Consider the following 24699-nt stretch of genomic DNA (forward strand, 5'->3'; position numbering starts at 1 on the left):
TATGAAAGGTGTCTTTTGAAAGGGGAAAAACATACGTGATACATACATACGAAGAAGCGATAGGGTGGATCCATAGCCGATTGAAATTTGGAATTAAGCCAGGATTAGAAAGAATGAGATGGATGTTAGAAGAACTTGGAAATCCAGAGCGTCATATAAAATGTGTTCATCTTGCTGGTACAAATGGAAAAGGTTCAACGTTAACATATATGCGTTACATGTTAGAAGGCGCGAAATATAAGGTAGGGACGTTTACCTCTCCTTACATCGAATCATTTAATGAACGCATTAGTGTGAATGGAACACCAATTGCAAACGAAGAGATTACTGAACTTGTAAAGCTGGTAAAACCAGTCGTGGAAAAACTAGATGAAACGGATTTAGGGGAAGCGACAGAGTTTGAAATTATTACTGTTATGGCGATTTGCTATTTCGGCAAATTCAATTTCTGTGATGTTGTTTTATTTGAAACAGGGCTTGGTGGACGTTTTGATTCTACCAATGTTATACACCCTGTTCTCACGATTATTACGAATATCGGTCACGATCATATGCATATTTTAGGAAATACACTAGGAGAAATTGCATATGAAAAGGCGGGGATTATTAAGTCTGGCGTGCCGGTAATTACTGGTGTACAAGATGAAGAAGCTTTGCAAGTTATTCAAAATGTTGCAAAGGAAAATCATGCAAACTTATACGAGATGGACAACCATTTTACAGCATTACATAAACAGTCTAGTGAAGATGGAGAACAGTTCGATTTCACTTGTCCTTTCGCCTCTTTTGAAGATGTGCGAATCACAATGAAAGGCAGCCACCAAGTAGGAAACGCAGCACTTGCGCTTATGGCAGTCATGTATGTAAAAACATACTTATCATTTTTAATTGAGGAAGAAGAAATAAGAACTGGATTACAGGAAGCGTATTGGGTGGGGCGCTTTGAAAAACTGCAAAGTAATCCAGATATTATTATAGATGGTGCTCATAATCCAGAAGGTATCGAAAGCCTTGTGAAAACAGTAGAAGCGCATTACAAAGATAAAAATGTAATAGTGTTATTTACTGCCCTTGGTGATAAACAATTACATAACATGGTAGGCCAATTAGAAACCATTGCAGATGAAATTATTTTTACAACATTCGCCTTTGATCGTGCTATTTCTGCTGATAAGCTTGCATCATATTCACAGAAAGAATCAAAATTAGTTTTTGAAAATTGGAAAGAGGCAATTGATACAAAAGTTGAAATGATAGCAGAAAATGATGTTTTTATCATAACAGGTTCTCTTTATTTCATTTCTGAAGTACGAAAATATATTCGCGAGAAAAACTAGATAGTCTTTGCTATCTAGTTTTTTTGTTCTACAAATGAAGTCAAATGCATACATATAAGATAAATATATAGGGTTATTTGGCGAATTCCTCTGACAAATATCTCGTTTTTTTATGAAATGAATATGATATGATGCGGACAACGATAAGAGGTGAGGTGTGAGTGTATGGACAAGCAATCACGAACGATCTCAGTGAAAGTGAATGGAACAGAAGCGAAGTATGAGGAAAAAAAGAAAGATGAATTTGAATGGATGGTAGTAGAAAGTGAACGACCGAAAAATGTTGTTCCGTTTCAAAAAGCGAAATCAATGTCTGTGGAAAAATACCGAAAGAAGTGGAGTAATACATTAATTGTAATCGTTGCAACTGCAATCATTATCGGTACGGCGTTTGGAATGGGGATGCTTCATTTACTTACTGGACAAGGAACGACAGGAGGAAGTGAAGTGACAGCTTCAAGGCCGACTGGAAATGGAGAATCAAAGGTGGGTGGAACGGCAGAACAAACACCAGCACCGAAAGAAGAAAAACAAAAAGCACAGGCAGGAACGGCATTGGATCCGATGAAATTATTTTTTGTTCAAGGGGGGCTTTATTCTTCTGAAGAAAAGGGACAGGCAGCTCTTGAAGAATGGAAAGGCAATGGGGGCATTGGTGCTTTGAGACCAAGCGGTGATAAGTATGCAATAGTTGTTGGTATTGCTAGCGATGAACAGTCTATAAATCAATTAATGACTAAGTATAAAAATGATGGTGTCCCCGTTTTAAAAAAGAACTGGGATATAACAGATAAAGCATTGCTGAAAGATGATAAAGAAGTAGGAACATTTTTAACAAAAGTGCAGCCATTATACACTCATTTAGCAAAATATGCTTCTAGCGTACAAGTTGGTGGAAAAAGCAGCGCAAAAGATATAGAAGCAATTGAAAAAGAATGGGAAAAGGTTGAAAAAGAAGGGAAAAGTATGAAACAAGAAGAAGCAAAGAAACTGTATATGTATACGTCGGTAGCTGTACAAACAGTAAAAGATGGGAAGATGGATAAGGAATCTTTGGCGAAATTAAATCAAGTTATTATTGATGGTTTACTCTCGTATGAAAAAATTGTTTCGTAGAAAGTGAAATGATAGGATAATAAAATGAGTAAGAAAGAAGTACATGTACTTCTTTCTTTTCTTTTGAATTTAGAGCAAAGTGCTTTCTCTATGACAGGAATATAATCGTATGCAATAAAGAAGTGTTATTTTAGTTAGAGAAATTAATATTTCTTTCATTTGTGGGCAAACTATTCCTTTGATACGATTAATATAAATTGTTCTGCTTCATGTGAGAAAGGAAGGAGAAAATATGAGAAAAATAATTTTAGCTTCAGGGTCACCTCGGAGGAAGGAATTGCTTGAGTTAGCTAGTGTGCCATTTGAAATCGTTGTAAGTGAAGTAGAGGAAACAATTGGTGCATATTCATCGCCTTCTGATATTGTAATGTCGCTTGCCTTGCAAAAAGCATCAGCGGTGGCAGAAAATAATAGTGATCACATTGTGTTAGGTGCAGATACAATTGTTACATATGAGTCGCGTATTCTTGGTAAGCCTTCTAATGAGGATGAGGCGAAAGAAATGTTACAATTACTATCAGGGAAAACACATGAAGTGTATACAGGTGTTGCGATTATATCAAAAGAAAAAACGGTTACTTTTTATGAGCGTACAGAAGTTACATTTTGGGAGTTAACAGAAGAGGAAATTGATACATACGTCGCGTCGAAAGAACCTCTTGATAAAGCCGGTAGTTATGGGATTCAAGGTAAAGGATCTATTTTCGTTCAAAATATTCAAGGGGACTACTATAGTGTAGTTGGCTTACCAATTGCACGTCTCGTTCGGGAATTAAAACAATTTGATATTGATGTAACCCATGCGTAAAATTGCATGGGGTTTTCTTTGAGAGAACAAATAAAGGGGTGGAGAGATGAACGGTATTCGTGATGTTGTAAGAGAAGAACAGCCACGGGAGCGTTTATTGTTAGAAGGTGCTGGAAGTTTATCAAATCGAGAGCTTCTCGCAGTGTTACTCAGAACAGGTTCTAAAGAAGAAACAGTTTTAAAGTTGTCAGATAAAATTTTACATCAATTTGATGGCTTACGTATGTTGAAAGATGCAACATTAGAAGAGCTAATTAGTATACATGGTATTGGGATTTCAAAGGCATCGCAACTTATGGCAGCCTTTGAACTAGGCAGAAGAATGGTACGTTTAGAATATCAAAATAGATATAGTATTCGAAGTCCAGAAGATTGTGCGAAATACATGATGGAAGAAATGCGTTTTTTACAACAAGAGCATTTTGTTTGTTTATATTTAAATACAAAAAATCAAGTTATACATAGGCAAACGATCTTTATTGGAAGTTTAAACACGTCAATTGTACACCCGAGGGAAGTTTTTAAAGAAGCCTTCCGTCGTGCAGCAGCCTCTATCATATGTCTTCATAACCATCCCTCAGGAGATCCCACGCCGAGCCGTGAAGATATTGCAGTAACAAAACGCTTAGTAGAATGCGGCCAGATTATCGGAATTGAAGTGCTTGATCATATTATAATAGGTGACCATAAATTCGTGAGTTTAAAGGAAAAAGGTCATATTTAAGACTATGCTTTTTACTTATTTTGTTTTATAATGTGATTTATGAGTTTTTTGTAGAAATTTATCTACAAAAAGGATAAAGATATAAAAAACGTACTGTTTTTATAATATAAAGTAAGAAAAAATGAGTCCGTGAAAACAAGAAAGGAAGATAAATAATATGTTTGGATTTGGTGGATTTACTCGCGATCTTGGAATAGACTTAGGAACTGCGAACACGCTTGTATATGTAAAAGGAAAAGGTGTAGTTTTACGTGAACCTTCAGTAGTTGCGTTACAAACTGATACGAAACAAATCGTTGCTGTAGGTAGCGATGCAAAACAAATGATTGGTCGTACACCAGGGAACGTTGTGGCACTTCGCCCGATGAAAGACGGTGTAATTGCTGATTATGAAACAACTGCAACAATGATGAAATATTACATTCAACAAGCTCAAAAATCAAACGGTTTCTTCTCACGTAAGCCGTATGTAATGGTATGTGTACCATCTGGTATTACAGCTGTAGAAAGACGTGCAGTAATCGATGCGACTCGTCAAGCGGGTGCTCGTGATGCTTATCCTATCGAAGAGCCATTTGCAGCAGCAATTGGTGCAAACTTACCTGTTTGGGAACCAACTGGTAGTATGGTTGTTGATATCGGTGGCGGTACAACAGAAGTTGCAATTATTTCTCTAGGTGGTATTGTAACAAGCCAGTCAGTCCGTGTTGCTGGTGATGATATGGACGATTCAATCATTCAGTACATTAAGAAAAGCTATAACTTAATGATCGGTGAAAGAACAGCTGAAGCATTAAAATTAGAAATTGGTTCTGCAGGCGAGCCAGAAGGTATCGAGCCTATGGAAATTCGCGGTCGTGATTTAGTAAGTGGTTTACCAAAAACAGTACTAATTCAGCCAGAAGAAATTGCAGATGCATTAAAAGATACAGTAGATGCGATTGTAGAATCAGTTAAAAATACGTTAGAAAAAACTCCACCTGAATTAGCGGCTGATATTATGGACCGCGGTATCGTATTAACAGGTGGCGGGGCATTACTACGTAATTTAGATAAAGTAATTAGTGAAGAAACGAAAATGCCAGTTCTTGTTGCAGAAGATCCATTAGATTGCGTAGCAATTGGAACAGGTAAAGCATTAGACAATATCGATCTTTTCAAAACTGCTGCTCGATAATATTGCAAAATAAAAATCAGTGAAATTAAGAGGGTGTGAACGTGCCACAGTTTTTCTTAAACAAAAGATTAATTGTTTTGTTGGTTAGTATTATTCTTCTCGTGGCATTGATTGGAATCTCATTGAAAGAACGGAACAGTTTAACATGGCCAGAGCAGTTTGTTAAAGATACTGTCGGTGTTGTAGAACGTGTATTCCAAAAGCCAGCGAAATACGTAGCTGGATTCTTCGAAAATGTAGAGGATGTAAAGCGCACGTATGAAGAGAATAAAGAATTAAAAGCAAAATTAGATAATTATGCAGGTCTATCAGGGAAAGTAAAACAATTAGAAGATGATAACAAGAAGTTACAAGAACTAACTGGTAAAAAAGAGTTAAATAGCGGGTATACTGAAATTCCAGCTACTGTTGTTTCTCGTAATCCAGATAAATGGTACGATTTAATTGGAATTGATAAAGGGGCACAGCAAGGAATTAAAAAAGATATGGCTGTAGTAACTTCACAAGGGTTAGTTGGAAGAGTGAAAAGTGTATCTCAATTTACATCATCAGTAGAATTACTAAGTTCTATGAGCCGAACAAATCGCGTTTCTGCTATTGTACAAGGGCAAGAGAAAATCTTTGGATTGATTGAAGGTTATGACAAAGAAAAGCAATTACTTCTTTTCACAAAGATTGGCTCTGATGCACCGGTAGAGAAAGATCAACTAGTTGTAACATCTGGACTGGGTGATATTTTCCCGAAAGGTCTTGTAATTGGAAAAATCGTTGAAGTTCAGCCGGATGCATATGGCTTAACAAAAACAGCTTATGTAAAACCTGCCGCTGATTTAAATGACGTAGAGCATATTACGGTTGCTAAACGTGCAACACCTTCAGCGTCATTAGAATAGGAGGAGAAGAAGAGATGATGAAGATATTAAAAAGAGCAGCTCTTCCTCTTTTGCTCCTTTTTGTGTTTCTATTTGAAAATATGTTTGCTACTGTTGTTCCAACGGATGTGTTTTGGAAAGACAGCATAGCAGCACCGCATTTCTTTATAATCGTCTTATGTTTTATTACAGTGTATTATAGTCCGGTCCAAGGGATTTATTACGGACTATTATTTGGCTTCTTATTTGATACCGTATACACAGAACTTGTCGGGATATATATTTTTGCTTATCCGATTTTAGCTTATTTAGTATATAGTGTGATGAAAGTACTACAATTGAATTTATTTATTGTTGTTTCTATCATATTAGCTAGCGTTGTAGCACTAGAGTATTATGTGTATGGATTCTTAACTTTATTAGGACGTACTCATATGCCAGCGTATGTCTTTTTCACAGATCGTCTCCTTTCTACTTTATTGTTAAATGCTATTTTCTTATTGATAGTTTGTTTCCCACTGAGACGATATATAGTGCGTCTTTCAAAAGCGATGGAAGAAAAAGAAAAAAGGATTTTCTAATTTTATGTCGAATTGAATCGGTGGGGTGAACTTTAGTGGAAGAAAAAAAGCAACAAAATGTAACGATAAAAGGGACAAAAGATGGGATAACGCTTCATTTAGATGATTGTTGTTCATTCTCAGAATTATTGATGGAATTAGACGAAAAACTTTCTACACATTACTACGATGGTGATGGGCGCTCTTTAATTGAAGTGCATGTGAAAGTAGGAAATCGTTATTTAACAGAAGTCCAACAAGAAGAGATTCGTACGTTAATTCGTAATAAAAAGAATCTTGTTGTGGATTCAATTGAAAGTGATGTTATCACTAAAGCAGAAGCAATAGCTTGGAAAGAAGAAACAGAAATTGTCCCTATTTCCAAAATTGTTCGCTCTGGACAAGTTTTACATGTAAAAGGAAATTTGTTGTTAATTGGAGATGTTAATCCAGGCGGAACGGTTATCGCTGGGGGGAATATTTTTGTCGTAGGATCATTAAGAGGAATTGCACATGCTGGGTATTATGGGGATTCGGATGCTGTAATCGCTGCATCTGTTATGAACCCGATGCAACTTCGAATTAGTGATGTGGCAATGCGGGCTCCGGAAGAGAAAGAAGACGGAGCGGAGGCGGCAGAATGTGCGTATATTAATGAGAACAATCACATTGTTGTCGATCGCCTGCAACTTCTCACTCATCTTAGACCTAATTTAACAAAGTTAGAAAGGGGAATTGTATAGCTGTGGGAGAGGCAATAGTAATTACATCTGGAAAAGGCGGAGTAGGTAAAACTACTACATCTGCGAACATTGGTACGGCCCTAGCGTTATCTGGAAAGAAAGTGTGCTTAATTGACACAGATATCGGTCTTCGAAATTTAGACGTAGTAATGGGGCTGGAAAATCGTATTGTATTTGATCTTGTTGATGTCGTTGAAGGGCGTTGCCGTTTACCTCAGGCTCTTATTAAAGACAAACGTTTTGATGATCTTTATTTATTACCTGCAGCACAAACGAGTGATAAATCAGCGGTAACACCTGAACAAATGGATGAATTAATACAAGTATTACGTCAAGATTATGATTACATATTAATTGATTGTCCTGCGGGGATTGAGCAGGGATTTAAAAATGCGGTAGCTGGTGCGGATAAAGCAATCGTTGTTACGACTCCAGAAGTATCCTCAATGCGCGATGCGGATCGTATTATTGGGCTTTTAGAAAAAGAGGATATTGAACCACCCAAACTTGTTATTAACCGTGTACGTAGTCATATGCTTCATGAACAGGATATGTTAGATGTTGATGAAATTGTACGTACATTGTCAATCGAGCTTCTTGGTGTTGTCGAAGATGACGATGAAGTTATTCGAGCTACAAATACAGGTGAACCTGTGGCGTTGCAACCAAGCGGAAAAGCAGCGTTGGCTTATCGTAATATTGCAAGACGCTTGTTAGGTGAGAATGTACCATTACAAGCATTTGAACAAGAAAAGGTATCGGTATTTGCAAAGGTGAAAAACTTCTTTGGAATCCGTTAAGAGCACTTCGCACATATGCGAGGTGCTTTCTTTTTTCTTCACACGAATATCTTTCTTTCTTAGCTCATACATATGTACAAACTGTATACAACTGTTTCTAAATGAAATTAGCTTAACGAAAGAAAGGAGACAGTATGAAGAATAGACGCGTAGAAGAAATTAAAAAGCGGATTGCAAAAAGGAAGGCCGAGCAAGAAAGGATGGAGGAAGAGCAGTATTTTAACGGAGGGAATTTTGATAGTGAAGCAGTATTTATTGAAGATGGAGAAAAGGAAATGCATCCCTTATTTCGAAAGGAAGTCTTTTTCTTCAAAGTTTTATTATCAGCAATATTAGTTCTTTCGGTTGCTATTTTATATAAGAATGCTCCTTCTTCATTCAATGGAGCTAAAGCTGTTACAGAAAAAGTGATGAAAGAGGAATTTCAGTTTGCTACTGTAGCGAAATGGTACGAAAAGCAATTTGGAAAACCGCTTGTATTCTATTCACCGAACGAGAAAAAAGAAGGAAGTATTCAGCAAAAAGATTATGCAATTCCTGCTTCTGGAAAAGTAATGCAAGGGTTTCAAAAAAATGGCCAAGGTGTATTTGTCCAAACAGCTACAAATGCAAAAGTGGAGTCAGTAAATGAAGGGTTAGTTGTTTTTGCAGGCAAGAAAGAGGAACTTGGAAATACAGTTCAAATTCAACATGCAGATGGTACGGAGTCATGGTATGCAAACTTAAACGATATGTCAGTGAAATTATATGATTACGTTTCAAAGAAACAAAAAATTGGAACGGTGAGTAATGATACAAATGATAAAAATGGAAAGTTTTATTTCGCGATAAAAAAGAATGAGAAATTTATTGATCCGATCCAGGTGATATCATTTGATTAAATATAGGGACGTTTTAACGAAAATTTCCGTGCATCCATTATTTTGGGTTATTATTGTCATTGGTATTTTTACTGCGCGTTTTAAAGAGTTACTACTGTTATTTTGTATTGTTCTTATTCATGAACTTGGGCATGCTTTTGCAGCAGCACACTATAATTGGCGTATAAAAAGAATTCAGCTTTTGCCGTTTGGTGGCGTTGCCGAGCTTGAGGAACATGGTAATAAGTCATTGAAAGAGGAACTTGTTGTCGTAATTGCAGGACCGATTCAACATGTTTGGATGATGCTGGTAGGTTATATGTTGTTCAAAGCTGGTTGGCTAAATGCAGATTTATATTATTTCTTCATGTGGAATAATATAATTATTTTAGCATTTAATTTACTTCCTATTTGGCCGTTAGATGGCGGGAAAGTATTGTTTAATATACTATCATATCGTTTCCCTTATTTACAAGCACATGAAAAGATGATGCAATTGTCATGTGTTTTTTTTGGTGTAATATTAGGATGGCAGTTACTCTGGAATAGTAACAATATTATGATGTGGGTACTACTCATATTTTTAGCAGTGTCATTATATCAAGAGTGGAAACAAAGACGGTATGCATTTATGCGTTTTTTATTAGAACGTTATTATGGAAACAAAAGAGGAATCGAAAAGATTGCACCTATTGAAGTGCAAACGGAAGATCGTTTATATACGATCTTCACAAAATTTCGTAGAGGATATAAGCATTCTATTATCGTCCGTGGAAAATATAAAGAGCATTACACATTGGATGAAAATGAATTGCTCTATGCATATTTTACTGAAAAACGAACAACTTCATCAGTTGAAGAATTAATCGGTTAGTGTTGACGATAGCACTAACCTTTTATTATTGTAAAAGCAAAGAAGATTATAAAGTGAGGAAATAATTTTGAAAACGTTATATGTGAATTACGCTGGTTCGGAAAAGCGCGTTGCAATTGAAGAGAAGAAAAAAATTGTTGAGTTTTTATGGAAACGTAATGAAGAGCAAGAGATTGTTGGGCATATTTATGTTGGACGTGTCGTAAGAACAATTGCTGGAATGAATGCAGCTTTTGTAAACATCGGTTTAGAAAAACATGCTTACCTTTCATACGATGATGTACCATCTTCTTATCGTATACATGAAGGGCAAGCGATACTCGTACAAGTTGTGAAAGAGGCAATTGATACGAAAGGGCCTAAATTGACAGCGAATATAGAATTTACCGGGAAATATGTCGTTTATATGCCGTTTGATGAGATGCGCGCTGTTTCTCGAAAAATAAAAAATAATAAAAGAAGACAACAGTTACTCCAAATTGAAATAGAGGGAACGGGGGGATACATTTTCCGTTCTGCTTCTGAAAAAGGAGCAATTGAAGAAATACAAGCTGAAATGCAAGGGTTACAACAGTTGTATGAAGAGTTAAAAAGAAAAGAGGGCCAAGGAAAGGCGCCGTTATTACTTCATCGACCGGCGACCTTTTTAGATCGTGTATTTCAAGAGAACCCAATTGAAACAATTGAAAAAGTAGTTGTAGATACAAGAAGTATAGTAAAGGAATTAGAAGACAAAGTTGGAAAAGAAAAAGTATCTTTTTATAATGAAAAGTCTTCGATGTTTAACCATTTTGGAATAGAGCGTGAGATTGAGAAAGCACTCCAAAAAATTGTGTGGCTTCCAAATGGTGCTTATTTAATTGTAGAACAAATGGAGACGATGACTGTAATTGATGTGAATACGGGCAAGTTTACGGGAAAACAAAATTTACAAGATACAGTACTTCGCACAAATGAGCTAGCCGCTGAAGAAATTGCACGCCAATTAAGACTTCGTGATATTGGTGGTATGATATTAATTGATTTTATTAATATGAAAAAAAGAGAAGATAAAGAAAAGGTAAGAGAATGTCTCATAGCTGCTATGAAAGATGATCGTACTTATACAAGAATACTTGGATTTACTGAGTTAGGAATTTTGGAGATGACACGAAAACGTAAAAAACATTCTTTACGTGACGTATTACTAGAAGAGTGTGTATCTTGCAAAGCGACGGGTTATGTGATGTCGCATGAAACAATTGCGTATGAGTTAGAGAGAGAACTAATCACATATGGCAATATAGAAGATGAAGCGGTATTAATCGCTGCGCCTAAAGAACTGCAAAAACAATTTTTGCAAAAAGAATTACAAAAAAATATTCCATTTGAAATCTATTTCAAAGATGATATTATCGAAAAGTACGCTATTATCCGTTTTGGAAGTAAAAAAGAAATTGTAGAACGGAAAAAATAGTTAGTAGAAGATTCATTGACAATACTCAATGAATTATGGTAACATCTTTATGTTATAGTTTATAGCACCTAAACGGCTATATGCTACAACCGCACAAGACAGGTTCCCTAAAGGCATTTATGTCTACCTCGTTTTTGGCGAGTCTTAGTAATTAAGAGGAGGTGCAAGTATGTACGCAATTATCGAAACAGGTGGAAAACAAATTAAAGTTGAAGCTGGTCAAGCAATCTACATTGAAAAATTAGATGTTGAAGCTGGTGAAACTGTTACTTTTGACAAAGTTCTTTTCGTTGGTGGCGAAAACGTTAAAGTTGGTAGCCCAGTTGTAGAAGGTGCAACAGTTACTGCGAAAGTTGAAAAACAAGGTCGCGCTAAGAAAATTATCGTTTTCAAATACAAAGCGAAAAAGAACAATCGTAAGAAACAAGGTCATCGTCAACCTTACACTAAGCTAGTTGTTGAAGCTATCAACGCTTAATTCTGGTTAACATGATTAAAATTACGATAAGTCGCACGAAATTAGGAAGTATCCAATCATTTAAAATGACTGGACATGCCGATTATGCGCCACATGGACAAGACCTTGTCTGTGCTGGAACTACAGCGGTTGTGTTTGGTTCTATAAATGCAGTGGAAGAACTTTGTAATGTGCAAGCAACTATTGAACTCGGAAGTGATGGCGGATTCTTAACGTATGAATTGCCTAATGATTTAGACGTTCATGCAGCAGAAAAAGCACAAACCCTTTTAGAAGGATTAGTTGTTTCGCTTAAGACGATCGAACTTGATTACGGAAAGTATATCCGTTTAATAGAAAAAGTGCAGGAGGTGTAACGTATGTTAAGATTAGATCTTCAGTTTTTCGCATCTAAGAAAGGTGTAGGTAGTACAAAGAACGGTCGTGACTCTCAGTCAAAACGTCTTGGTGCTAAACGCGCAGATGGTCAAACGGTTTCAGGTGGTTCAATTCTTTACCGTCAACGCGGTACAAAAATTTATCCAGGTGTTAACGTTGGTCGTGGTGGCGATGACACTTTATACGCGAAAGTTGACGGCGTAGTACGCTTTGAGCGTCTTGGCCGTGACCGCAAACAAGTGAGCGTATATCCTGTTGCTCAAGAAGCATAAGAACTCACGGAAAACTCTAACCTGAGTGCAGGTTAGAGTTTTTCTATATTAAGGGGTATCTAAATGAATGAAAAATGGACAATTATAGATGCATTGCGCCATTCAAGACATGATTGGCTCAATCGTATGCAGATGGTGAAAGGAAACCTTTCACTTGGAAAAGTGGAAGAAATTCATAGTCTCATCGATCGTTTTGTCCAAGAAGCGAGACAAGAATCCAATCTGATGGGGCTATCAATGCCTTTATTTTCAGAGTGGATTTTAACATATAATTGGAAACAGCAGCCGTGCTTATTGGAGTACGAAGTATTAGGGAAATTACATAACTTATCTCACTTGGATGAGACTGTATGTACATGGACGAATCAATTTTTCTCAATGCTTCAGCATAGTTTAGACGTATATGTTGAAAATTATGTTTGTATCACAATTGAATGTGACGCGGAGAATGCTCGTTTCTTTTTTGATTTTCGTGGTAAGCTAACGAGTGTAGAAGAACTACAGAATTGGCTTGCGACCCAAAACAATAAATGGTATTCCATTTCTTATACAGTGCGAGACGAAGAAGTCTCAGTTATATTACAACCAATTGAAAAAAGTGTGGTGAAATAATGTTTGTAGATCAGGTCAAGATATATGTAAAAGGCGGCGACGGTGGTAACGGTATGGTTGCGTATCGTCGTGAGAAGTATGTTCCTAAAGGTGGCCCAGCAGGTGGCGACGGCGGTAAAGGTGCAGATGTTGTTTTCGTAGTTGAGGAAGGCTTACGTACATTAATGGACTTCCGCTACCAACGTCATTTCAAAGCTGATCGCGGTCAGCACGGAATGAGTAAAGGTCAGCACGGACGTAAATCTGAAGATTTACTTGTAAAGGTTCCGCCAGGAACAGTAGTAAAAGATGAAAAAACTGGTCAAATTCTTGCCGATTTAGTAACGCATGGACAAACTGCTGTAATTGCAAAAGGTGGCCGTGGTGGCCGTGGTAACTCACGTTTCGCAACAGCTACGAACCCAGCGCCAGAAATCGCTGAGAACGGGGAACCAGGTCAAGAGCGTGATGTCATTCTAGAACTTAAAGTACTAGCAGACGTTGGACTTGTTGGATTCCCAAGTGTAGGTAAATCTACATTATTATCTGTTGTATCATCAGCGCGTCCGAAAATTGCAGAGTATCACTTCACAACAATCGTTCCGAATCTTGGTGTTGTTGAAACTGGTGATAACCGCAGCTTCGTTATGGCTGACCTTCCAGGACTAATTGAAGGCGCACATGCTGGCGTTGGACTTGGACACCAATTCTTACGTCATATTGAGCGTACACGTGTAATCGTGCATGTTATTGATATGTCTGGTTTAGAAGGCCGTGATCCATATGAAGATTACGTAACGATTAATAATGAATTGAAAGAATACAATCTTCGCTTAACTGAGCGTCCACAAGTTGTTGTTGCAAACAAAATGGATATGCCAGATGCAGAAGAAAACTTACAAGCATTTAAAGAGAAAGTGGGAGACGAAGTAAAAATCTTCCCAATCTCAGCTGTAACAAGACAAGGTGTTCGTGACTTACTGTTTGAAGTAGCAAACTTAATAGAAACAACACCAGAATTCCCAATACATGAAGTTGCGGATGAGTCTGATACAAGTGTAATGTACAAATTTGATACTGAAGGTGTTAAATTTGAAATTACACGTGAAAGTGATGGCACGTTTGTTATCTCTGGTTACGATATCGAGAAAACATTCAAGATGACAGACTTCTCACGTGATGAATCTATACGTCGTTTCGCTCGTCAAATGCGCGGAATGGGTATTGATGAAGCGCTTCGTGCACGTGGTGCAAAAGACGGAGATATTGTAAAAATTCTTGAATATGAATTTGAATTTATCGATTAAGACTGCCGAAATACGGCAGTCTTTTTTTATATCGTAAAAATCGGATTTATATAGGAAAAAATCCCCACTAATTAAATTTTCAATTTATAATGGAAAAAGGAGTAAATGTAGAAGAATTCTTTTATGGGGAGAAAAAGAACATGTATAAAATATTAATTGTAGAAGACGATGAGAAAATTGCGGGAATATTAGAGGAGCATTTAGAAAGGTATGGCTATCAATCATTTAGAGCAAGTGATTTACGTCATATAAAAGATGAGTTTGTAAAAATAAATCCTCATCTTGTGTTACTTGATATTAATTTACCGTACTTTGACGGTTTTTATTGGTGTCGTCAAATTCGTACTGTATCGAATGCGCCGATTATTTTTGTTTCTGCAAGAACAGGGGAAATGGATCAAGTAATGGCGATTGAAAATGGCGGCGATGATTATATTACGAAGCCATTCCATTTAGATATCGTAATGGCAAAGGTGAAGAGTGCGCTTCGCCGTGGCTACGGAGAGTATGCCTCTGCTGCTGAGAGTGATTGTTTAGGTGTAAATGGACTGTTGTTATTCCCGTCTCAGCATATTGTTGAGTGGCAAGGACAACAAACTGAACTGACAAAAAATGAGTTTTACTTATTGGAGTGTTTAATGAAACAGGTGAATCAATATGTAACGCGCGAAGAACTGTTAGAAGCTCTATGGGATGAAGTAGCATTTGTGGATGATAATACATTAACCGTAAATGTAAAACGTGTAAGGAAGAAACTAGAGGAGTTAGGCATTAAAAATGCAATTGTAACGAAACGTGGATATGGTTATGCGCTTCTTACGGAGTGGGGCGAAGGGCATGAAGGTTAAAAATTACCTCATGGACCGCTTTTCTTTAATTCTTTCTTATATTGTTAGCCTTTGTTTATTTGGGCTCGTTTTACAGTTGCAAAGTCTTTTAGAAAAGAAATCCATTGATTGGAGTACGTGGTTATATGGACTTTTATTAGGAACAGTTGTGTTTACTGTATACCTCATTTACGATTACCGAAAACGGAGTGTGTTTTTAAAGAGGATCGAAAAGTATGTTACTGGTGGAAATACATTACATGACTCTTTACTTATTGATGAATCTTATACATCAGATCAAGAAATGGTCGTTGAATCTTTTACGTTATTAAGACAGCAATATATGAATGAAGTTCATAAACAGCATGCGAAAGAGCAACAGCAAATGATATTTATGAACCAATGGATTCACCAAATGAAAACACCAGTATCTGTTATTGAATTATTGCTGCAAAAGTTTGGCAAAGAGCATCGTGAGGCAAGAGCAACAGTTGAAAGTATTCGTGAAGAAAATAACCGTATACTAAATGGTTTAGATTTAGCGTTACATATGGCAAGACTAGAGCAGTTTGCGAAAGATTATAAGGTAGAAGTAGTAAATGTTATAGATGTCGTGCGAGGTATTATTAATGAAAATCGGAAATCCTTCATTCAATCGTCTGTATTTCCGAAAGTGATGTTTGAAGAAGATACTTGTATGGTTGCCTCTGATAGAAAATGGCTAAGTATTGCTATAGGTCAAATTATTGTAAACGCAATTAAGTATACAAAAATTTCAGCGGCAGAGAAAAAAGAAATTCAATTTCAAATTGAAGAGAAAGACCAAAAGGTGTTATTACATATTAAGGACAATGGAATCGGTATTCCAGAGCAAGATGTAAAGCGCATATTTGATCCATTCTTTACGGGGGTAAATGGCCGTAAAACGAGAGAAGCGACTGGAATGGGTTTATATATTACGAAGGAAATTTGCGATAATTTACATCATGGAATGTATGTCCAATCGGCTGAAGGAGAAGGGACAACATTCACGTTCCAATTTGCAAAAGATGAAGAATATCATACATTGATGAGAAAAATGACAAAACTGTAAGATAACAAAACGTTTTGTAAGGGAAATCACTCGTTTCTTTTTCTTATTTTTCTTATAGTAAATGTAAGAAGAAAACACGTAGGGGGATTAGAAATGAGTGTTCTTGAAGTAAAAGGATTAACGAAGGTGTACCAATCAAAAGGTTCAGTAGCGACGACTGCTTTAAACGATATAAATTTTAAAATAGAAGAAGGCGAATTTGTAGGGATTATGGGTCCTTCAGGAAGCGGGAAAACGACGCTTTTAAATTTATTAGCAACAATTGATAAGCAAACTTCAGGTCATGTGCTTGTAAATGGTGAAGAAATTAATCAAATGCGTGCTGCAAAATTAGCGGAGTTTCGCCGTACACATTTAGGGTTCATCTTTCAAGATTTTAATTTACTTGATACGTTATCCATTAAAGAAAATATTATTTTACCACTTGTAATGGCGAAGAAATCTGTAAATGAAATCGATGCGAAAGTACTGGAAATTGCGAAGTTTTTAAATATCGAAGAAATTTTAAATAAAAAAGTATACGAAGTATCTGGGGGACAACAACAACGTGCAGCAGCAGCGAGAGCAATCATTCATGAACCGACGTTAATTTTAGCAGATGAGCCAACTGGAAACTTAGACTCGAAGTCAGCGAAATCGCTAATGGGCGCTCTGCAAGATTTACACGAGCAAAAGAAAGTAACGATTGCAATGGTTACGCACGATCCAGTAGCGGCTAGTTATTGTGAACGTATCCTTTTCATACGCGATGGGGAAATTTTCTCGGAAATACATAAAGGAAGAACGAAACAAGCCTTTTTCCAAGAAATTCTGGACGTACTTGCGATGCTAGGAGGAGAATATCATGAACTTTCGCCAGCTCGCGCTTAATAACGTAAAAGGAAATTGGCGTAACTATAAAGCGTTTCTTATAAGTAGTTGTTTATCGATTGTCGTATTTTTCATGTATGCTTCTTTTATTTATCATCCAGATGTCGTAAGCGGTAATATTAGTATGAGAAAGATGATCACAAAAGGATTAGAATCGATGAATTATATTGTGGTCATCTTCTCGGCACTCTTTATTTTATATGCAAATTCAACGTTTTTACGAGCAAGAAAAAAAGAGTTTGGTCTACTAACATTAATAGGCGGAACGAAATCGCAGCTCGGCCGAATGATTATATTAGAGCAACTGATGTTAGGTAGTATTGCAATTGTAATTGGTATTGGGGTTGGAATGCTTTGTTCAAAATTATTTTTCCAAGCGTTAAGCGTATTATTGAAAATAGATAAGACACTTCCACTTGTTTGGAATAGTAAAGCAGTTCTTATTACAGCTGCCGTATACTTTATCCTATTTTTAATCCTATCATTGTTTAGCGTTTGGACAGTAGGACGCTTGCAAATTATTGATTTATTAAGAGAAGCTAGAAAGCAAAAAGTAGAGCCGTTTGCATTTACATGGTTATGTGTAGTTGGTATAGGATGTATTATTGCTGCATATGTACTTAGCTTCCAAGTAACGTTTCTGAATTTTATTATTCTCTTTTTACCGGTGGTAGGACTGACAATTGGCGGAACGTATTTACTATTTACACAAGGAAGTACAGTCGTATTAAAAGCATTACAAAAACGAAAACAATCTTTTTATACGTACCCAAATATGTTCGTCCTTAGCAATCTTATTTATAAAATGAAAGATAATGCTCGTTTTCTATTTGTAATTTCTATTATTACGGCGGTAGTATCTTCAGCAGTAGGTACACTGTACGTATATTTTGAAAATATGAGTGCGAAAACGGTAGAACTTACACCACATGCTATTTCATATGAGGAAAAGGGGTTAAATACGCATAATCTTATTAATGAAGAAAAGGTACAGGAGCTTGTGAAGAGACACGGGTTTGAAGATGCGCGAAAAGTAACCTACGTTAAACTACAGGCAACACAGAAAATAACGTTGTTTAATAGTGAACATGAAGTACCGATGACGATTATTTCAGAAAAAGAATATAATGCAGAAGTGCGCAAACAAAAGAGAGAGCAACCTACAGAAGTTCATAATGCACCAGGTAGTGCAACGATGGTTATGGTTGATATGTCAAATGAACTGATGAAGATAGATCGTACGAAACCGTATGAATTTACAATTAACGGGCAAAAGCAGTCTGTTCAATTAAATAGTCCAACGCAGTATTCTGTTTTTAATGATAGTGAATATCTTATTGTAAATGATCAAGATTTTGAGAAATATGCAAAACTCGTACCAGATGAAGAAAAGACGAAATATTACGGTTATTATATCGAGGATTGGAAAAGTACAGAAGATCTTGTATTAGATTTGAAAAATGAAATTGCACCAGAAAAGCAAGGGGAATTGAGAAATTCAGTGTTTGCGTATAAGGATATAAGAGAAGGTGGAGCAATTACAATGTTCATCGGTTTCTTCGTAGCGGTACTGTTCTTCTTCTTCGCTTGTAGTATGACATACTTTAAATGGTTTAACGATAAAGAACAAGATCGTATTCAATTTAAATCGTTAAAGAGAATCGGTATGACAGATAAAGAAATTCGCAAAATTGCGATTCGACAAATGGGAGTTATCTTCTTTATCCCAATTTTAATCGGTTCCATTCATAGTGGAGTTGCTCTTCATACGTTAGGGAAAATGCTTTATATTGATTTATGGAAATCAGGTGGGCTTGTAATTGGAGCATACATTTTAGCTTCTGCCATTTACTTTATGATCGCGCAAAGAGGATATTTAAAACACGTAAAAAGCTAGGGGAACCTCTAGCTTTTTGCCTATGTAGTAAGTTATAGGAGGACGATAGATGAACATTTGGCAACTAGCGCTGCAAAATATAAAAGGGAATTGGCGTAATTATAAAGTGTTTTTCTTAAGTAGTTGTTTTGCGATATTTGCTTCTTACGCATATATGTCTGTCATTGTGCATCCGTATATGCAAGAGACGATGTGGTATCAAAACGTACGTTGGGGACTTATCATATGTAATGTTATAATCATTTCTTTTTTCGTCATATTTATTTTGTACTCTACTTCTATTTTCATAGAAGCACGTAAGAAAGAATTAGGGTTATATATGTTAATGGGAGCAACGAAATCTAACGTAATAGGAATGATTATGACCGAACAAATTTTAATCGGGGTCTTCGCGAATATTTTCGGTATTGTGCTCGGTATGATATTTTTAAAACTCTTTTTTATGGTATTTAGTATGTTACTGGGGCTTCCGAAAGAACTCCCTGTCATATTTGACGTAAGGGCGATTGGTGTAACATTTATTACATATATGGTCGTTTTTATTTTGTTATCTTTTATAAGTGCTTTACGTATATGGAATATAAAAATCATTCGGTTATTGAAAGAATTTCGAACAGATAAAAAAGAGAAGAAAACATCAAAGTGGCTTTGTTTATTCGGTTTTGCTTGTTTAGTGGGCGGGTATGCGTTGGCGCTACAAGTGACGATGACTACGATAGCAATATACTTTTTCCCTGTGTCTATACTTGTCTTTTTTGGAACGTACTTTTCTTTTACACATGGAGCTACCCAAGTGTTAGAAATGATAAAGCGAAATAAAAAGATTATGTATACATATCCGTATTTATTTATTGTGAATCAATTGTCACATCGAATGAAGGAAAATGGTCGCTTTTTCTTTCTGATGTCTATGGCAACGACGTTTGTAGTTACAGCAACAGGTACGGTGTTCTTATATTTTTCTAGCATGCAAGATATGTGGCGAACTGGAGGGGTACACTCGTTTTCGTACATAGAAAAAGGTATTTCTACTCATGAAGTCTTTGAGGAAGGTGCGGTTGAAAAATTACTGCATCAATATGAGTATGATGATTTTCAATATATGAGTTTTGTTGGAGTTTATGCATCCATTCAGTCTAATAAGGGAGAAACAACAATAGTACCGCTTATAAAAGAAAGTGAATATAACCAAGAAGCAAGGAAACAAAAACAGAAAACGTATCGTCCTAAAAAAGGTACAGTGACACTCGTTTATTATAATAAATACAATAATTCGAATGTGTATAATCAAAAAGAGATTCAATTGCAAGTAATGAATCAACCATATCAATTCGTATTTAACGGTCAGAAAGAAGGGGTTCAATTTAACCATCACCCTTCGTACATTAATGGTCTGTTCTTCGTTATGAATGATGAAGATTTTGACAGTATAGCAAATCAGGTTCCTGATTCTGAAAAAATGATATATAGAGGCTACACATTATCAAATATCGAAAAGACGAAGAAATTAAATGAAGATTTACGAAGACATATAAAACAAGATAATAATAATGCATTTCGAAGCAATATGGAGTTGTATGTAAATATGAAAGAAGGCGGCGATATTACTCTATTTGTAGGCTCATTTATTAGTATATTATTCTTTCTCACTTCATGTAGTATCGTGTATTTTAAATGGTTCCATAATATTGCATCGGACCGAAAGCAGTATGGTGCACTCTCTAAACTTGGAATGACGAAGGAAGAAGTATGGAAAATTTCTCGTTGGCAATTATGTATGCTATTTTTTGCGCCAATTATAGTAGGGAGTATGCATAGTGCAGTTGCATTATATACGTTTCATAATACGCTTTTTATGGATGGATCATTAAGAAAAGTAGGTTTGTTCATTCTGTTTTATATCGCAGCATGTATCATTTATTTCTTCTTCGCTCAAAGAGAGTATAAGAAACATTTAGACTAGCGAATGCTAGTCTTTTTTAAAAATTCGAAATTTACATAGAAGAATATAAAAAAGTATGGTATAACAGTAAGAAAACGAAAAAGAGGGGAAAAGACGATGATTCGAGTAGGATATTTAGGACCAGAAGCAACATTTACAAATATGGCGGTGAGTCGTTTTTTTCCGGAAGCAGAGCATGTACCGTATCGAACGATTCCAGATTGTATAGATGCAGCTGCAAATGAAAATGTAGACTTCGCAGTTGTACCGTTAGAAAATGCAATAGAAGGTTCAGTGAATATAACGGTTGATTACCTTGTACATGAGCAGCCACTTTCCATTGTAGGAGAAATTACAGTACCAATTCAGCAGCATTTACTTGTACATCCGCAGTATGCAGAAGTGTGGGATGAAGTATATGCAGTGCATTCTCATCCGCATGCCATTGCACAGTGCCATAAATTTTTAAATGAAGAATTAAAAGGAGTAACTGTTCGAGATATGACATCTACAAGTGCTGCTGCACAATATGTGAAAGAACATCCTGAAGAGAAAATTGCCGCTATTGCAAATGAAGCGGCTGCAGAAAAATACGGATTAACAATTGTGAGACGTAGTATTCATACGCATAAAAATAATCACACACGTTTCTTAGTACTCCATAAGAAAAAGAAAGCAGTACTCCCGAATAACGGAGAGAACCGCGGAGAGAAAACGACGCTTATGATAACGTTACCTGCAGATTATGCAGGTGCCCTATATCAAGTGTTATCAGCTTTCGCATGGAGAAAATTAAACTTATCAAAAATCGAATCGCGTCCGATGAAAACAGGTCTTGGAAATTACTTTTTCTTAATCGATGTCGATAAAGCATACGATGACGTATTATTGCCAGGCGTAACGATGGAACTTGAAGCACTCGGTTTTTCTGTTACTGTGCTGGGGAGTTATTCTTCTTATTGGTTGTAAGATGTAGATGGAATGTTGGTATTTGTCTAATCGTCAATATCATTTCATTGCCTAATATATTTTTTAATAGATTAATAAAATCCCACCTGCAGAAGGTGGGATTCTTTATCCCGCTATTTGCCGGGCAGTAAGAGCCCCACCTCAAAATTCAGCGAAAGTGAAGAAGTTATGAGGGGATCGGGCTGATAATCAGTGGGGAATGAACAAAACCCCCACTGATTAAAGTTTCACTTTATTTCAACTTCGCAAGACGATCTTCTAATTGACCACGCCAAATATCAGCTAGTTCTGGAACAGCAAGAATCTTCTCGATGCCATCTTTATCTTTTCTATTATGAAAATAAATTTCGTTAGAGAATAAAACAGAAACATTGCTTGATGGACGTTCTAGTAATGTGATTTTTGAATCTTTACGTACAGTACCTTCTTGAAGAACGCGGCATAGGTAGCCAGTAAATCCAGTTGCTACAATACGCGGCAGTATGCCAGGGATGCCAAGGCGTTTTGAAATTGTGCTACAAGGTACGCGCGCTTGTGTCACTTGAATAATCGCTTCACCTAATTTGTATGTATCTCCGATGCAAACATCATGCTCTAACATATTTGTTACGGTAATGTTTTCGCCAAATGCGGAAGCTGGAAGTGTTGTTTGAAATTCTTTTTCCCATAGTGCGTAATGCTCGTGTGAGTACACACAAACTGCGCGATCAGGTCCACCGTGGTGTTTTAAATCTGCTACATCATCACCAAGGAAGCCATCTTTTGATAGGAAAGCTTCTTCGGTAAGTTCTTTACATATACCGGTAATCATTTCTTTATCTTCGCTATATTTCATTTGTTTCGGTTTCCCAATGCTAAAGTGAACGAGTTCAATTCCCATATTTGATCTCCTTTACGATTGATTACAATATTATAGCATTAAAAAAGCACAGAGAATGATAAAAACTCTGTGCTTTACATTAATAAACGAGAAATCCTGCTTTATCTAAAGCTTCGCAAGCAGCATCTAACTTCTCTTTAGAATCTGCTTCAATTGTATGTAAGTGAATACCATCTGTTAGTTGCGATAGATAGGAAGCGTTTGTGTTTTCGATTTTTTGTAAATATTGCTCTACATCAAAGCGATTGCTTACCATAATGGATGCTGTTAAGTCACCGTATACAGGATGCTCAACTTTTACGTCTTTAATCGTAACGCCGTGGTCAACAAGCATTGTAAGTTCTTGACGTACTTCTGCTGGTTTGTGCTGGCATACGATTACGCGTTCGAAAGTTTGTTGTTTCTCTTGTGGCTTTAAATATAAATAGCCTTGAGCAGTTGCAATAATTGGTTCGTTTCGTGCTTTAAGCAAGGAAATATCTTGCACGATAACTTGTCTACTTACGTTCGTCTTTTTCGATAGTTCATTCCCCGATAACGGTTCATTTGCAGCAAGAAGCCACTGGAGGATAAGCTGTCGTCTTTCTTCACCTAAAATCTTTTTTTGTTCATTTTGTTTCATTATGATTTAACACCTCTATAAAATTGATTTCCAATTGTGTGTAGTGCATGAATAGTAGTATCAATTTGATCTTTCGTTGTTTGTTGTCCGAAAGAGAAGCGGACATATTGTTTTGCCTCTTCATACGTTTTTCCAATTGCAAGCATAGTTTTCGAAGGTTCTTGTTTACCGACTTGGCAAGCACTTCCGGTGGAAATGGCGATACCATGGCGATTACATTCTAGCATAGTATATTGACCTTCTATTCCTTTTATTGTAACCCCAACAATATGTGGTAAACAAGAAGTAGAATGACCTTCTACTTCAATTTCTAGCGGAAGTGTTTGTATTTGCTCTAAAAAGTAGGATCGTAACTCTTTAAAACGTAAACTTTCTTCCCATTGAGTTTTTAATATATTTTCAGCAGCTGTTAAAAAAGATGCGATGCCGGGAACGTTCACTGTACCTGGGCGAAATCCTTTTTCGTGAGAAGTTCCTGGAAATACTTGTTCCCAGCGAGTTTGCGGATTTATGTAGCAAGCGCCGACACCTTTTGGTCCGTATATTTTATGTGCTGAAACAGAAAGACTATCAATCCCCATCTCAAAAACATGGATAGGCAGTTTACCAAACGTTTGCACACAATCCGTATGAAATAAAACATTATATTTTTTTAAAAGTGCCCCGATTTCTGTAATGTTTTGAACGGTTCCGATTTCAGAGTTTCCATGCTGTATACTTGCTAGCACAGTATCTTCCGTAATAGCTGCCTCTAAATCTACTAAACAAATGAGTCCATTTTTATCAACAGGAATTTCAGTGATCGTATAGCCTTTTGATTTTAGGGATTGAAAATAACTTCGAATGGATGCATGTTCCATAGGTGTCGTAATAATATGCTTCTTATTTCGGGCATTTAGAAGTGATTGGATTGCAAGATAGTTCGATTCCGATCCACCACTTGTGAAAAATATTCCTTGTTCTTTTCCTCCAATCATTTCCGCAAATGTTTTTCGGCAAACTTGTAATAAAGAAGAAGCCGTTCCTCCAATATCATGTAAACTTTGTTCATTTCCGAAGTATTGCGATGCTGCTTTCATATATGTTTGTAACGCTTCCTCGCTCATAGGTGTAGTAGCTGCATAGTCAAGATATATCATCATGTAAGTTCCTCTCTCTAGTAAGAGTTACATTTCTTTTACTTTTTAAATGGTAGTGAAAATAAGAATTATAAAAAAACTCTTGTCATTATTTTAAAACTATGTAA

General features: G+C 36.4%; 26 protein-coding genes and 1 other annotated feature. Of the genes, 23 read left to right on the forward strand and 3 right to left on the reverse strand.

The window, feature by feature from the left end; all coding sequences use genetic code 11:
- The first annotated feature begins 35 nt into the window (after positions 1-35).
- From MR168_RS14425 to pheA, 23 genes are all read left to right on the forward strand, one after another.
- The gene (locus MR168_RS14425; protein WP_000582071.1) at positions 36-1337 is read left to right on the forward strand and encodes a bifunctional folylpolyglutamate synthase/dihydrofolate synthase; all 1302 of its coding nucleotides are present in this window, start codon (positions 36-38) and stop codon (positions 1335-1337) included.
- Positions 1338-1502: 165 nt separating this feature from the next.
- Positions 1503-2453 (forward strand): stage II sporulation protein B, encoded by a 951-nt coding sequence (locus MR168_RS14430; RefSeq protein ID WP_242291402.1) that lies wholly within the window; start codon positions 1503-1505, stop codon positions 2451-2453.
- 232 nt (positions 2454-2685) lie between these two features.
- The gene (locus MR168_RS14435) at positions 2686-3261 is read left to right on the forward strand and encodes a Maf family protein (protein WP_001226293.1); all 576 of its coding nucleotides are present in this window, start codon (positions 2686-2688) and stop codon (positions 3259-3261) included.
- A gap of 46 nt (positions 3262-3307) precedes the next feature.
- The gene (gene radC / locus MR168_RS14440; protein ID WP_001013390.1) at positions 3308-3985 is read left to right on the forward strand and encodes a RadC family protein; all 678 of its coding nucleotides are present in this window, start codon (positions 3308-3310) and stop codon (positions 3983-3985) included.
- 157 nt (positions 3986-4142) lie between these two features.
- Positions 4143-5162 (forward strand): cell shape-determining protein MreB, encoded by a 1020-nt coding sequence (gene mreB / locus MR168_RS14445; protein ID WP_000466736.1) that lies wholly within the window; start codon positions 4143-4145, stop codon positions 5160-5162.
- Positions 5163-5203: 41 nt separating this feature from the next.
- Entirely contained in the window at positions 5204-6055 is an 852-nt protein-coding gene (gene mreC / locus MR168_RS14450; protein WP_086412194.1) for a rod shape-determining protein MreC, read from the forward strand.
- Between the two features lie 14 nt (positions 6056-6069).
- On the forward strand, positions 6070-6615 hold the full coding sequence (mreD, locus tag MR168_RS14455) for a rod shape-determining protein MreD (protein WP_000975766.1): 546 nt from the start codon (positions 6070-6072) through the stop codon (positions 6613-6615).
- 35 nt (positions 6616-6650) lie between these two features.
- Entirely contained in the window at positions 6651-7337 is a 687-nt protein-coding gene (gene minC, locus MR168_RS14460; protein WP_000391521.1) for a septum site-determining protein MinC, read from the forward strand.
- 2 nt (positions 7338-7339) lie between these two features.
- Positions 7340-8137: a septum site-determining protein MinD gene (minD, locus tag MR168_RS14465; protein ID WP_000503309.1), complete on the forward strand. Its 798-nt coding sequence runs from the start codon at positions 7340-7342 to the stop codon at positions 8135-8137.
- A 134-nt stretch (positions 8138-8271) separates the two neighbouring features.
- Entirely contained in the window at positions 8272-9018 is a 747-nt protein-coding gene (gene spoIVFA / locus MR168_RS14470; protein WP_000797471.1) for a stage IV sporulation protein SpoIVFA, read from the forward strand.
- Positions 9011-9871 (forward strand): stage IV sporulation intramembrane metalloprotease SpoIVFB, encoded by an 861-nt coding sequence (spoIVFB, locus tag MR168_RS14475; RefSeq protein WP_086412193.1) that lies wholly within the window; start codon positions 9011-9013, stop codon positions 9869-9871. Before spoIVFA ends, spoIVFB begins: the two co-directional genes overlap by 8 nt.
- A 67-nt stretch (positions 9872-9938) precedes the next feature.
- Positions 9939-11327 carry an Rne/Rng family ribonuclease gene (locus MR168_RS14480; protein WP_086389519.1) on the forward strand — a complete coding sequence of 463 codons (1389 nt, stop codon included), beginning with the start codon at positions 9939-9941 and terminating at the stop codon, positions 11325-11327.
- A 77-nt stretch (positions 11328-11404) separates the two neighbouring features.
- Positions 11405-11482: a sequence feature (ribosomal protein L21 leader region), on the forward strand.
- A gap of 14 nt (positions 11483-11496) precedes the next feature.
- Positions 11497-11805 carry a 50S ribosomal protein L21 gene (gene rplU, locus MR168_RS14485; protein WP_000270907.1) on the forward strand — a complete coding sequence of 103 codons (309 nt, stop codon included), beginning with the start codon at positions 11497-11499 and terminating at the stop codon, positions 11803-11805.
- 11 nt (positions 11806-11816) lie between these two features.
- Complete coding sequence (locus MR168_RS14490; RefSeq protein WP_001973720.1) at positions 11817-12161, forward strand: ribosomal-processing cysteine protease Prp; 345 nt, start codon at positions 11817-11819, stop codon at positions 12159-12161.
- Positions 12162-12164: 3 nt separating this feature from the next.
- Entirely contained in the window at positions 12165-12455 is a 291-nt protein-coding gene (gene rpmA, locus MR168_RS14495) for a 50S ribosomal protein L27 (RefSeq protein ID WP_000944957.1), read from the forward strand.
- Between the two features lie 63 nt (positions 12456-12518).
- Positions 12519-13067 carry a sporulation initiation phosphotransferase B gene (locus MR168_RS14500; RefSeq protein WP_001003587.1) on the forward strand — a complete coding sequence of 183 codons (549 nt, stop codon included), beginning with the start codon at positions 12519-12521 and terminating at the stop codon, positions 13065-13067.
- Positions 13067-14353 (forward strand): GTPase ObgE, encoded by a 1287-nt coding sequence (obgE, locus tag MR168_RS14505; RefSeq protein WP_000497127.1) that lies wholly within the window; start codon positions 13067-13069, stop codon positions 14351-14353. The genes MR168_RS14500 and obgE overlap by 1 nt, the downstream gene beginning before the upstream one ends.
- Before the next feature lie 140 nt (positions 14354-14493).
- The gene (locus tag MR168_RS14510; RefSeq protein ID WP_002082113.1) at positions 14494-15201 is read left to right on the forward strand and encodes a response regulator transcription factor; all 708 of its coding nucleotides are present in this window, start codon (positions 14494-14496) and stop codon (positions 15199-15201) included.
- Complete coding sequence (locus tag MR168_RS14515; protein ID WP_086412192.1) at positions 15191-16273, forward strand: HAMP domain-containing histidine kinase; 1083 nt, start codon at positions 15191-15193, stop codon at positions 16271-16273. Before MR168_RS14510 ends, MR168_RS14515 begins: the two co-directional genes overlap by 11 nt.
- 93 nt (positions 16274-16366) lie before the next feature.
- A complete protein-coding gene (locus MR168_RS14520; RefSeq protein WP_000114529.1) occupies positions 16367-17143 on the forward strand; it encodes an ABC transporter ATP-binding protein in 777 nt (258 codons plus the stop codon).
- Complete coding sequence (locus MR168_RS14525; RefSeq protein ID WP_086412191.1) at positions 17118-19040, forward strand: ABC transporter permease; 1923 nt, start codon at positions 17118-17120, stop codon at positions 19038-19040. The genes MR168_RS14520 and MR168_RS14525 overlap by 26 nt, the downstream gene beginning before the upstream one ends.
- Positions 19041-19089: 49 nt before the next feature.
- The gene (locus tag MR168_RS14530) at positions 19090-21003 is read left to right on the forward strand and encodes an ABC transporter permease (RefSeq protein ID WP_242291403.1); all 1914 of its coding nucleotides are present in this window, start codon (positions 19090-19092) and stop codon (positions 21001-21003) included.
- A gap of 96 nt (positions 21004-21099) precedes the next feature.
- Positions 21100-21951, forward strand: coding sequence for a prephenate dehydratase (gene pheA, locus MR168_RS14535; RefSeq protein WP_000621701.1), 852 nt, complete (start codon positions 21100-21102; stop codon positions 21949-21951).
- 232 nt (positions 21952-22183) lie between these two features.
- Here pheA and MR168_RS14540 read toward each other — a convergent pair whose 3' ends face one another.
- From MR168_RS14540 to MR168_RS14550, 3 genes are all read right to left on the reverse strand, one after another.
- A complete protein-coding gene (locus tag MR168_RS14540) occupies positions 22184-22831 on the reverse strand; it encodes an MOSC domain-containing protein (protein ID WP_000510698.1) in 648 nt (215 codons plus the stop codon).
- Positions 22832-22910: 79 nt separating this feature from the next.
- On the reverse strand, positions 22911-23453 hold the full coding sequence (locus MR168_RS14545) for a transcription repressor NadR (RefSeq protein WP_000812275.1): 543 nt from the start codon (positions 23451-23453) through the stop codon (positions 22911-22913).
- Entirely contained in the window at positions 23453-24595 is a 1143-nt protein-coding gene (locus MR168_RS14550; RefSeq protein WP_000973766.1) for an IscS subfamily cysteine desulfurase, read from the reverse strand. The genes MR168_RS14545 and MR168_RS14550 overlap by 1 nt, the downstream gene beginning before the upstream one ends.
- Positions 24596-24699: the final 104 nt, after the last annotated feature.

The sequence above is a fragment of the Bacillus cereus group sp. BfR-BA-01356 genome (assembly GCF_022663635.1).
GTDB lineage: Bacteria > Bacillota > Bacilli > Bacillales > Bacillaceae_G > Bacillus_A > Bacillus_A cereus.

Excerpts from the sequence above, each read along its gene's own strand:
- MR168_RS14500 (WP_001003587.1), top strand. The coding sequence starts at position 12,519 with ATGAATGAAAAATGGACAATTATAGATGCATTGCGCCATTCAAGACAT.
- MR168_RS14525 (WP_086412191.1), top strand. The coding sequence starts at position 17,118 with ATGAACTTTCGCCAGCTCGCGCTTAATAACGTAAAAGGAAATTGGCGT.
- radC (WP_001013390.1), top strand. The coding sequence starts at position 3,308 with ATGAACGGTATTCGTGATGTTGTAAGAGAAGAACAGCCACGGGAGCGT.
- obgE (WP_000497127.1), top strand. The coding sequence starts at position 13,067 with ATGTTTGTAGATCAGGTCAAGATATATGTAAAAGGCGGCGACGGTGGT.
- mreB (WP_000466736.1), top strand. The coding sequence starts at position 4,143 with ATGTTTGGATTTGGTGGATTTACTCGCGATCTTGGAATAGACTTAGGA.
- pheA (WP_000621701.1), top strand. The coding sequence starts at position 21,100 with ATGATTCGAGTAGGATATTTAGGACCAGAAGCAACATTTACAAATATG.
- MR168_RS14515 (WP_086412192.1), top strand. The coding sequence starts at position 15,191 with ATGAAGGTTAAAAATTACCTCATGGACCGCTTTTCTTTAATTCTTTCT.
- rpmA (WP_000944957.1), top strand. The coding sequence starts at position 12,165 with ATGTTAAGATTAGATCTTCAGTTTTTCGCATCTAAGAAAGGTGTAGGT.
- MR168_RS14550 (WP_000973766.1), bottom strand. The coding sequence starts at position 24,595 with ATGATGATATATCTTGACTATGCAGCTACTACACCTATGAGCGAGGAA.
- MR168_RS14510 (WP_002082113.1), top strand. The coding sequence starts at position 14,494 with ATGTATAAAATATTAATTGTAGAAGACGATGAGAAAATTGCGGGAATA.
- rplU (WP_000270907.1), top strand. The coding sequence starts at position 11,497 with ATGTACGCAATTATCGAAACAGGTGGAAAACAAATTAAAGTTGAAGCT.
- MR168_RS14435 (WP_001226293.1), top strand. The coding sequence starts at position 2,686 with ATGAGAAAAATAATTTTAGCTTCAGGGTCACCTCGGAGGAAGGAATTG.
- MR168_RS14430 (WP_242291402.1), top strand. The coding sequence starts at position 1,503 with ATGGACAAGCAATCACGAACGATCTCAGTGAAAGTGAATGGAACAGAA.
- MR168_RS14540 (WP_000510698.1), bottom strand. The coding sequence starts at position 22,831 with ATGGGAATTGAACTCGTTCACTTTAGCATTGGGAAACCGAAACAAATG.
- spoIVFA (WP_000797471.1), top strand. The coding sequence starts at position 8,272 with ATGAAGAATAGACGCGTAGAAGAAATTAAAAAGCGGATTGCAAAAAGG.
- mreD (WP_000975766.1), top strand. The coding sequence starts at position 6,070 with ATGATGAAGATATTAAAAAGAGCAGCTCTTCCTCTTTTGCTCCTTTTT.
- MR168_RS14490 (WP_001973720.1), top strand. The coding sequence starts at position 11,817 with ATGATTAAAATTACGATAAGTCGCACGAAATTAGGAAGTATCCAATCA.
- MR168_RS14530 (WP_242291403.1), top strand. The coding sequence starts at position 19,090 with ATGAACATTTGGCAACTAGCGCTGCAAAATATAAAAGGGAATTGGCGT.
- MR168_RS14520 (WP_000114529.1), top strand. The coding sequence starts at position 16,367 with ATGAGTGTTCTTGAAGTAAAAGGATTAACGAAGGTGTACCAATCAAAA.
- MR168_RS14545 (WP_000812275.1), bottom strand. The coding sequence starts at position 23,453 with ATGAAACAAAATGAACAAAAAAAGATTTTAGGTGAAGAAAGACGACAG.